This is a genomic window from Celeribacter marinus (genome assembly GCF_965656515.1).
GTDB lineage: Bacteria > Pseudomonadota > Alphaproteobacteria > Rhodobacterales > Rhodobacteraceae > Celeribacter > Celeribacter marinus_D.
In genome coordinates this window covers 20,928-27,022 of the sequence record NZ_CBFHKW010000031.1, presented here as the reverse complement: position 1 = coordinate 27,022, position 6,095 = coordinate 20,928, and the positions used below count along the sequence as shown (strand labels likewise).

Genomic DNA, 6,095 nt, shown 5'->3' with positions numbered 1-6,095 from the left:
CGGCTTTGGTCAAGCCTCCGACATGTATGAGTACGCCCCATCGCCGCGCGTCTCCTCCATCATCGATAACTGGGCACCCTACTACATCGCCCGCACCCAAGCCGTCATGGATGGCACATGGGAGAGCGTGATGACGTGGGACGGCATTTCCACAGGCATGGTTGGCATTGGTGAAATCACAAATGCAGTTCCCGCAGACGTGAAAGCCGAAGCCGAAGCCATGCGTGATGAAATCGCAGCAGGCACCTACCACCCGTTCACCGGCCCGCTCAACAAGCAAGACGGCACGCCGTGGCTTGCCGAGGGCGAAGTGGCAGATGACGGCACACTCGCAGGCATGTCCTTCTTTGTTGAAGGTCTCACCGGCGACATCCCACAGTAAAAAATCGACGCGAACTAACGAAAGGCCCGCCAATTTGGCGGGCCTTTTTACATGGCGCATCACGCTATGTTTCGGTGTCGCGCAGGATGGTGTCGCGCGGCATCGGCCACAACACATCTTGGTTCTAGAATTTATTGACACGGATCAAGGCTGTGACGACACGCCCATGCCAATGGTGGCGCAAACACGCAACCAGAGGAGCTATTCAATGAGCTGGGCTGAAAAGAACGAATCCATGCGCGATGCCTTGCGCACTTTGAACAAAGCAAACCGCAGCATCCCCAAAGGGTTTGGCGCAATGTCGCAGGCGGCAATGGACGGTGACCTATTGGACGGAAAGACCAAAGAAATGGTCGCCCTTGCCATCGCGGTCGGCGTGCGCTGCGAACCCTGTGTCGGCTTTCACGTTGAAGCCTTAGCCAAACAAGGCGCATCACGCGAGGAACTGGCTGAAATGCTAGCGATGTGTGTTCAGATGGGCGGCGGACCTGTGTTGATGTACGCCGCAAAGGCGCTCGAAGCGTGGGACGAACTCACCGCCTAAGCCGCAGCAAACAACCAAAACGCGCGCATTATTGCGCAGCGTCTTGGTCTGGTGCATCTGCAATCTCACGCGAAACACTACAGCTTTTGCGCGCCCCTTGTTGGCTGCATTCGATCGTCAATGATGGCTCAGCATCGGCTGCTGCCAATGCAATATCCGCAAGCGGGTTCTCGGCGGGTATCTCCATGATATCCTCCGCTACGCTTACCTCCGCCTCCTGTGTTGGCGTGACGCTCTCGCTAAGACGGCTAAATCGAGTTGGCATGTGCGCCAAATAGGATTTCACCGGATACTGGGTGAGCGTTGCCTGAGGCCCGATGATCATCCTGCCTTGGATAACATAATCGGCTGATACGATCATAATCGCCCCAAGGCCAAACAAAAGACATGCAACAAGACGGCTCATACGATGCTCCCAAGACGATACACTCATTAAGTGTCATCGATCATCATGGGGGCTGATGGCAAAACTTTGACCAATCTCGGGTAATTTCGCGGATCGCCTATCTGGCGATCGCCCGACTTGCCGCGCTGCCGCATGAGCGCTAATCTTGGCCGCACATGAGCGAGGAGAGCCAACATATGCAGATTTGCCGCACAAAGGCAGAGGTCCGCGAGGCCGTACGTGGATATCGCAGGGCAGGTGAACACGTAGGGTTGGTCCCAACGATGGGGTATCTACACGATGGACATATGACGCTCGTGCGCACGGCCAAGGCCAAGTGCGACCGCGTTGTTGCAACGATCTTTGTCAACCCGACCCAGTTTGGCGACAGTGCCGATCTCGACGCCTATCCGCGTGACGAGGCGCGTGATTTTGCGCTGCTTGAGGCCGAGGGCGTGGATGCGGTGTTTTGCCCCGATGTCGATGAGATGTACCACCCGCTCAAACAAACCACGGTTGTGACCGAGCGGTTGGAACACATGCTGATGGGCGCACTGCGGCCTGATCACTACAAAGGCGTGTGCACAGTCGTCACCAAACTGTTCAACATTGTCGGCGCCGATGAGGCGTTCTTTGGCGAGAAAGACTATCAACAGCTTTTGGTTTTGCGCACGATGGCGCGTGATCTGGATATCCCCGTGGGCATCAACGGCGTACCAACCGTGCGTGAAGTCGACGGATTGGCGATGTCGAGCCGCAATGTACGCCTCAGCGCTGAGGACCGCCAAGCCGCGTTGATCCTCAATAAGGCGTTGGCCTACGGCGATTACGAGGCCTCGGACGGGCGCACCGCCGCAGATCTCGAATCTTCGATCCGTACCTTTATCGAGAAAGAACCACGCGCCAAAATCGAAACCATCGATGTGCGTGACGCCGCAACGTTAGATCCGATTGAGGGCCAGATTACCGCTCCTGCCGTCATTCTTCTCGCCGTGCGTTTCGGTGATGTGCTATTGATTGACCAACGCGTTGCCGACCCGAGCTAAGGAGCCAGACATGTCAGCCCAAAACGAAACGATCCGCCGCATCACCGTCCCGCAAATTCGTGACCGCAAAGGCGGCGAGCCGATTGTCTCGCTGACGTCCTATCACGCCCACACGGCGGCGATTGTCGACAAACACGCGGATTTCATCCTTGTGGGCGACAGCCTTGGCATGGTGATGCACGGTATGGAAAGCACGGTGGGTGTGCCGCTTGATCTGATGGTGATGCACGGGAGGGCCGTTGTGCGCGGCACCAAACGGGCGCTGATTGTCGTTGATATGCCTTTTGGCAGCTATGAGGAAAGTCCAAACATGGCATTTCGTAATGCCGCGATGATCATGAAAGAAACCCAGTGTCAGGCGGTCAAACTTGAGGGTGGCGCGCGCATGGCCGAGACCATCAAGTTCCTTGTGGAACGTGGCATCCCCGTCATGGCCCACATCGGTCTGACGCCACAATCCACCAACGTCATGGGCGGGTTCAAAACCCAAGGCCGCGATGAGGACACATGGAACATGCATATCGCTGATGCCAAGGCCGTAGCCGAGGCCGGTGCCTTTGCCGTTGTTGTCGAAGGTGTCGTTGAACCGCTCGCAGATCAAATCACCGCCGCCGTCGACATTCCCACCATCGGAATCGGCGCATCCAAGAATTGTGACGGACAGATCTTGGTGCTCGAAGATATGCTTGGCCTAAACCCGTGGGTGCCCAAGTTTGTCAAAAAATACGGCAACCTCGGTCCCGCGATTGAACAGGCTGTTGCGGAATATGCCGATGAGGTCAAATCACGCGCCTTCCCCGGTCCAGAAAACGTCTACAACAACAAATAAGCGCTCTGGCGTCACAGATCGAACAGTCTAGAGCCCGCGGCACGTATTCTAGACTGTTCGATCCCCCTTGTGCGCGATTTCGCACAAAGACCCTCTACATTCGCATCTTTACGCGCCCCTACGCACGCCCCCATATGGTGTAAAGCAAAGGAGACGCGCCATGACATTTCGCCCCGTTAAATCCGAAACCCTCGCCGAAGCGACCCTCGAGGGCGCAGGCGTTCACCTGTATCGAGCATTCGGGTTTCATAAGCCCCGCGAATTTGATCCGTTCTTACTGTTTGATGACTTTCGCAATGACGACCCCGCAAAGTTCGAAAAGGGCTTTCCGTGGCACCCGCATCGCGGCATCGAGACCATTACCTACGTTTTAGACGGCGAAGTTGAACACGGTGACAGCCTTGGCAATCGCGGCGTCTTGGGCGCAGGCTCGGTGCAATGGATGACCGCAGGGTCAGGTATCATGCACCAAGAGATGCCGCGTGGAAACGCACAGGGCCAGATGCACGGGTTCCAATTGTGGGCCAACCTGCCCTCCTCGCTCAAGATGACCGATCCGCGCTATCAAGACATCCAAGGCAGTGACATTCCCGTTATCATTGACGATGACGGCACAGCCGTCAAAATCGTCACAGGCAACTTTTGGGGCAAACGCGGCCCTGTCGACGGTATCGCTGCCGATCCGCTGTACCTCGACGTGAGTGTGCCGCCCAATACGACAAAACGCCTACCCGTTGAAACCTACGCCAATACATTCGCCTATGTTTTTGCGGGTGCGGGCACGTTTCGCGATGCCTCTACACCCTACGGCGTGCGGGTCGAAAAAGAGATCGCGGGCGAAGAGATCAACATTCGCGACATGTCGGGCAACCGTACCTTGGTCAACTTTGACACGGGCGACGAAGTGGTGGTGCGCTCTGGTCCAGACGGCGTGCGGTTCCTGCTCATTTCGGGTCAACCGATCAAGGAGCCGGTCGCATGGCACGGCCCTATCGTGATGAATACGCGCGCTGAATTGCAACAAGCGATGCAGGATCTCAACAACGGGACATTCATTCGCGATCAGCGCGACTGAGTGCAAACGCTTTAGATCATATCGGGCACCACCATATCAGGTGGTCGGTGCCCGTCAGCAAACGCATAGATATTGAGCAACACTTTTTCGCCCATCTCGATGCGCCCCTCAACTGTCGCCGATCCCATATGCGGCAGTAAAACCACGTTCGGCAACTCTCGCAATCGCGGATTGACCTGACTGCCATGCTCGAACACATCTAGCCCCGCACCCGCGATCTCTTCGCGCCGCAGCGCACGCGTCAGAGCATTTTCATCAATCACTTCGCCACGAGAGGTATTCACAATCACGGCCGTGGGCTTCATCAACTTGAGACGGCGCTCGTTGATCAAATGAAACGTTGCGGGGGTGTGTGGACAGTTGATCGAAAGCACATCAACGTTAGCGAGCATCTGATCCAAACTGTCCCACCACTGCGCACTATAATCCTCTTCCGTAGATGGATGAAGGCGCGTGCGGTTGTGATAGTGAACAGACATTCCAAACGCTGTCGCGCGCCGCGCAAGCGCTCGCCCGATTCGACCCATGCCTAATATGCCCAACGCCTTGCCGCCGATCCGCTGCCCCATAAATGCCGTGGGGGCCCATCCCTCCCACGCACCAGATTGCATAAACTTTAGACCTTCGGGCATCCTCCGCGTGACGGCCAAGACTAAACCAATAGCCATATCCGCAGTATCTTGGGTCATAACGCCCGGGGTGTTAGACACAAGCACGCCACGCTTATGCGCGCCCACAACGTCAATGTGGTCAACTCCCGCGCCGTAATTGGCGATAAGTTTTAAACGACCGCCTGCAGCATCAAGCATCTCGGCGTCTATTTTGTCGGTGATACACGGCACGATCACATCCGCCTCACGCATCGCGTCGATCAACTGATCTCGCGATAGCTTTTCATCGGCAGCGCTCAAACGGACATCGAACAACTCACCCATCCGCGTCTCGACCGCGTCGGGCAGTCGGCGTGTCACGAAGACTTTTGGACGATTGTCTGACATGTTGCACCTCCATGGTGCGCAAGTTTGGGCACCGTTACCGTGTCCCATTGTGCAAACAGCATTGCATATGAGCAAGGGGTATCCGATAAGAACACTGCGCAAAGAGACGCGACAAGCGGAGGTTTGCCCGTTATTTTGATATATATTTCGAGGCCATGAGGGTGAACATGCAGGCAGTATATTCGGCAACTGCACCGCAAACGGAACGGAAATTGCGCCACATACTTTGGCATTCGGCCCGCAACGCGATCGTCTGCACCGTGTGCGCCGCCCTGATTACCTTAGCGCACAATGGAGCGTCCTTTGCACAAGAGACGCAGAGCGACCTACCAGCCAGTCAAGACCAGGTTGCGAAGCCGCAAACGAGCCCGACCGTCACGCCCGCCCCTACGGCACCACTTTCCGATCGCGGGACGGTCACAAACCTGCCCTTACCACGGTTCGTCTCGCTCAAGGCTAACACCGCAAACTTGCGACGCGGACCATCGCTTAGCCACCGCATCGATTGGGTGTTCAAGCAGCGCGGCTACCCTTTTGAGGTCATCGCAGAATACGGCCACTGGCGGCGTGTGCGTGACAATGAGGACGCAACAGGATGGATCCATTACACCCTCATTTCTGGTGTGCGCACCGCCATCGTGACCGATGAAACGGTTGACCTCTACAAAAAGCCCGACACCTCAAGTCGCCTAAATGCGCAAGCCGAACAAGGTGTGATCCTGCGATTGCTTGAGTGCAATATTTCATGGTGCGAGGCGAGCGCGGATGGATACAAAGGTTGGGTACTCAAATCAGGCCTCTGGGGCGTTTACGGAAATGAAGTGCTGGAATAGTGC

Annotated in this window: 8 protein-coding genes; 6 read left to right on the top strand and 2 right to left on the bottom strand. The window is 56.3% G+C overall.

The window, feature by feature from the left end; genetic code table 11:
- On the top strand, positions 1-382 hold a 382-nt coding region (locus ACTG34_RS08560; RefSeq protein WP_439104528.1), incomplete at its 5' end, for a BMP family ABC transporter substrate-binding protein.
- Positions 383-590: 208 nt separating this feature from the next.
- Positions 591-926: a carboxymuconolactone decarboxylase family protein gene (locus tag ACTG34_RS08555; RefSeq protein ID WP_439104527.1), complete on the top strand. Its 336-nt coding sequence runs from the start codon at positions 591-593 to the stop codon at positions 924-926.
- Between the two features lie 28 nt (positions 927-954).
- Here ACTG34_RS08555 and ACTG34_RS08550 read toward each other — a convergent pair whose 3' ends face one another.
- Positions 955-1,332, bottom strand: coding sequence for a hypothetical protein (locus ACTG34_RS08550; protein ID WP_439104526.1), 378 nt, complete (start codon positions 1,330-1,332; stop codon positions 955-957).
- Between the two features lie 176 nt (positions 1,333-1,508).
- Here ACTG34_RS08550 and panC point away from each other — a divergent pair, with 176 nt between their 5' ends.
- From panC to ACTG34_RS08535, 3 genes are all read left to right on the top strand, one after another.
- Positions 1,509-2,357, top strand: coding sequence for a pantoate--beta-alanine ligase (gene panC, locus ACTG34_RS08545; protein WP_439104525.1), 849 nt, complete (start codon positions 1,509-1,511; stop codon positions 2,355-2,357).
- Positions 2,358-2,367: 10 nt separating this feature from the next.
- Positions 2,368-3,186, top strand: coding sequence for a 3-methyl-2-oxobutanoate hydroxymethyltransferase (gene panB, locus ACTG34_RS08540; protein WP_062220285.1), 819 nt, complete (start codon positions 2,368-2,370; stop codon positions 3,184-3,186).
- A 160-nt stretch (positions 3,187-3,346) separates the two neighbouring features.
- Positions 3,347-4,261 carry a pirin family protein gene (locus ACTG34_RS08535; RefSeq protein ID WP_439104524.1) on the top strand — a complete coding sequence of 305 codons (915 nt, stop codon included), beginning with the start codon at positions 3,347-3,349 and terminating at the stop codon, positions 4,259-4,261.
- An 11-nt stretch (positions 4,262-4,272) separates the two neighbouring features.
- Here ACTG34_RS08535 and ACTG34_RS08530 read toward each other — a convergent pair whose 3' ends face one another.
- Positions 4,273-5,259, bottom strand: a complete 987-nt coding sequence (locus tag ACTG34_RS08530) for a 2-hydroxyacid dehydrogenase (RefSeq protein WP_439104523.1) — start codon at positions 5,257-5,259, stop codon at positions 4,273-4,275.
- A gap of 167 nt (positions 5,260-5,426) precedes the next feature.
- On the opposite strand from ACTG34_RS08530, the gene ACTG34_RS08525 reads away from it, so the two are divergent.
- A complete protein-coding gene (locus ACTG34_RS08525; protein ID WP_439104522.1) occupies positions 5,427-6,092 on the top strand; it encodes an SH3 domain-containing protein in 666 nt (221 codons plus the stop codon).
- Positions 6,093-6,095: the final 3 nt, after the last annotated feature.